Here is a 1,918-nt window from a genome sequence, read left to right as displayed (position 1 = left end):
TAGGGCTTTTACCCTTGTGAACCATTCCCTTCGCCCTTCAAGCCCATTTCACCCTTTGGCCATTTGTGCTCCGGTGTCGCCGGAAAAATACTTCATGGGGCAGGTTTGTTTTTTTCGAGGCGCCGCACCCTGTAACCGGGCACTTTCTCGTTGCGGACCTGGCCAATCTGGCCGAGTCAGACAGGAGATGGATACGATGAATCATGACGACATACTGAATAACCGGGCGGAGCTACTCCAAGAGCAAAACGGGGATGACAGCGGGAGCCTGTGCCATGACGAGCTCATCTTTGCGCTGCAGGATAAACATCACGCCTTCTCCCTTGGCTTGAGCACCGTTCTTCAGTGCTTGAAAATGGCCGAGCATGAAGGGGTGGTCCCCGAACTTCCCGAGGGCTGGTGGAGCCGGATGGCTAATCGATACAGGCTGAATTGATTATTTTCATGGAGAGCGGTGCGCTATGGATGTCTACAAGTTGAAGCCAGAGGAAACCGATGAGCGACCAATCGAGCGCGAACGTTTCGAAGAAGAAACGCGACGCCAGGAGCCTTGGTTCTCCACCTCTGAAAATGGTACGGAGGGACATTTCGCTGTCTGTCCCGCCTGCGACAATCCAGTACAAATCATAGGTCTTTATCATTTGCCCGCCAATGTGACTCGTCCTTATGGGCGTCATTACGCTCGTTCGGTTCGAGATCTTGCCGAAGCGGATGAGGAGGCGCGAGAGAACTGCCCTTATTTCAAACCAAGGGTACACCAAAAGACAGAGCGAAAAGCCTCGGTAGACGGCACGCCTCTGAAAATACTAAAAATACTGATCGAGCAGTTCGACAGGGTTGTCTACCTGCTGCGGAAAGAACTGGGTGTGAATATCTCTCAAAACCTGGCTATCCGGATGCTGGAACAGTACAGAAGGGAGAAAGGATATCTTTATACTGGGGCAACGCTGACCAATATCCCCTGGATATTTGCCTATATGGCTGATTCTCAGAGTCTTTTCGGACAGCTTTTACTTGATGATGAGCTTATCAAGGCAGTCTCCACTGAAGTGTCAGCAGCCTCGATTGATGAATATGGCCGAGTTTCCTCGAAGGTGGATGCGTCAGGGAGGAAGGAGTATTTCGATCTCAATATGTGCTTTGTGAAGCACCGGTTTCGTAAGGACAGCCTTGAGGGTGAGTTGATCGAGGGGATGGAGATGCTGGTTTCCACAGAGCGGAAAGGAAAGGCTATCGACATATATAAGAAGTCGATTGTATTTAACCGTCAGTATTTCCAGCGTTTGATTGCTTTGCCCGAGGATCATCCGCGTAGAGACCGTAGCTTGGTCGAGGCGGCGCGGAGGGTGCTGGGTGACTTGCTGCCCGGCGAACGATGATATTTGGCTTCAACGTAATCGGTTGCGAGCCAGGTGACGCTCAAGCTCCATCGAGTCGTGAAGCACGCGAACCACCTCGAGCACCTGGTCTGTCGCAACCCGGTAGAAGACGAAGTGCCTGGGCCGAACAACCTTACCGACGTTGGGCATCGAGCGGCAGTAAACGAGGTGGATGCTGCGCAGGCCAGCTCCCAATTCTTCACGGCTGATGCTGCCTACCTGTTGTGGGTCTGTCGCAACTGCTTCCAGCGCCGCCCCTATGAGCGCCTGGTAACGTCGGCGCGCGGCATCGCCGAATCGGTTTTGGGTGAAGCGCAAGATGTCGATGATGTCCGCCTGAGCATCATGGGATATTCGGTACTTGGCCATCCTTCAGTGGCTCGCCTGGTGGCCGAGCTCGTCGAGGTATTGGGTCAGGTCGTCGCTGGTGATCTCGTCGTATTCACCGCGCTCCAATTGCATCAGCCCACTGGATGTCGCGTTGCGGAGAGCTTCGAGCTTGGCGCTATTCTGGGCTTCCTGTTGCAGCAGCAGGCGCA

3 protein-coding genes are annotated in these 1,918 nt (G+C 53.8%); 2 read left to right on the top strand and 1 reads right to left on the bottom strand.

The genetic code is table 11. The annotated features are described in order from the left end of the window. Positions 1–196 precede the first annotated feature (196 nt). Together HMPREF2924_RS02990 and HMPREF2924_RS02985 are read left to right on the top strand one after the other, a co-directional pair. Complete coding sequence (locus tag HMPREF2924_RS02990) at positions 197–436, top strand: hypothetical protein (protein ID WP_023082682.1); 240 nt, start codon at positions 197–199, stop codon at positions 434–436. 25 nt (positions 437–461) lie between these two features. Further along, positions 462–1,379 (top strand): hypothetical protein, encoded by a 918-nt coding sequence (locus tag HMPREF2924_RS02985; protein WP_023082681.1) that lies wholly within the window; start codon positions 462–464, stop codon positions 1,377–1,379. Positions 1,380–1,388: 9 nt separating this feature from the next. On the opposite strand, the gene HMPREF2924_RS02980 is transcribed toward HMPREF2924_RS02985, so the two are convergent. Next, entirely contained in the window at positions 1,389–1,748 is a 360-nt protein-coding gene (locus tag HMPREF2924_RS02980; protein ID WP_012076884.1) for a type II toxin-antitoxin system RelE/ParE family toxin, read from the bottom strand. Positions 1,749–1,918 lie beyond the last annotated feature (170 nt).

Origin of the sequence: Pseudomonas sp. HMSC063H08, assembly GCF_001813645.1 — a bacterium.
In the GTDB taxonomy this organism is placed as follows: Bacteria; Pseudomonadota; Gammaproteobacteria; order Pseudomonadales; family Pseudomonadaceae; genus Pseudomonas; species Pseudomonas aeruginosa.
This window is presented reverse-complemented; position numbering and strand designations above follow the sequence as displayed.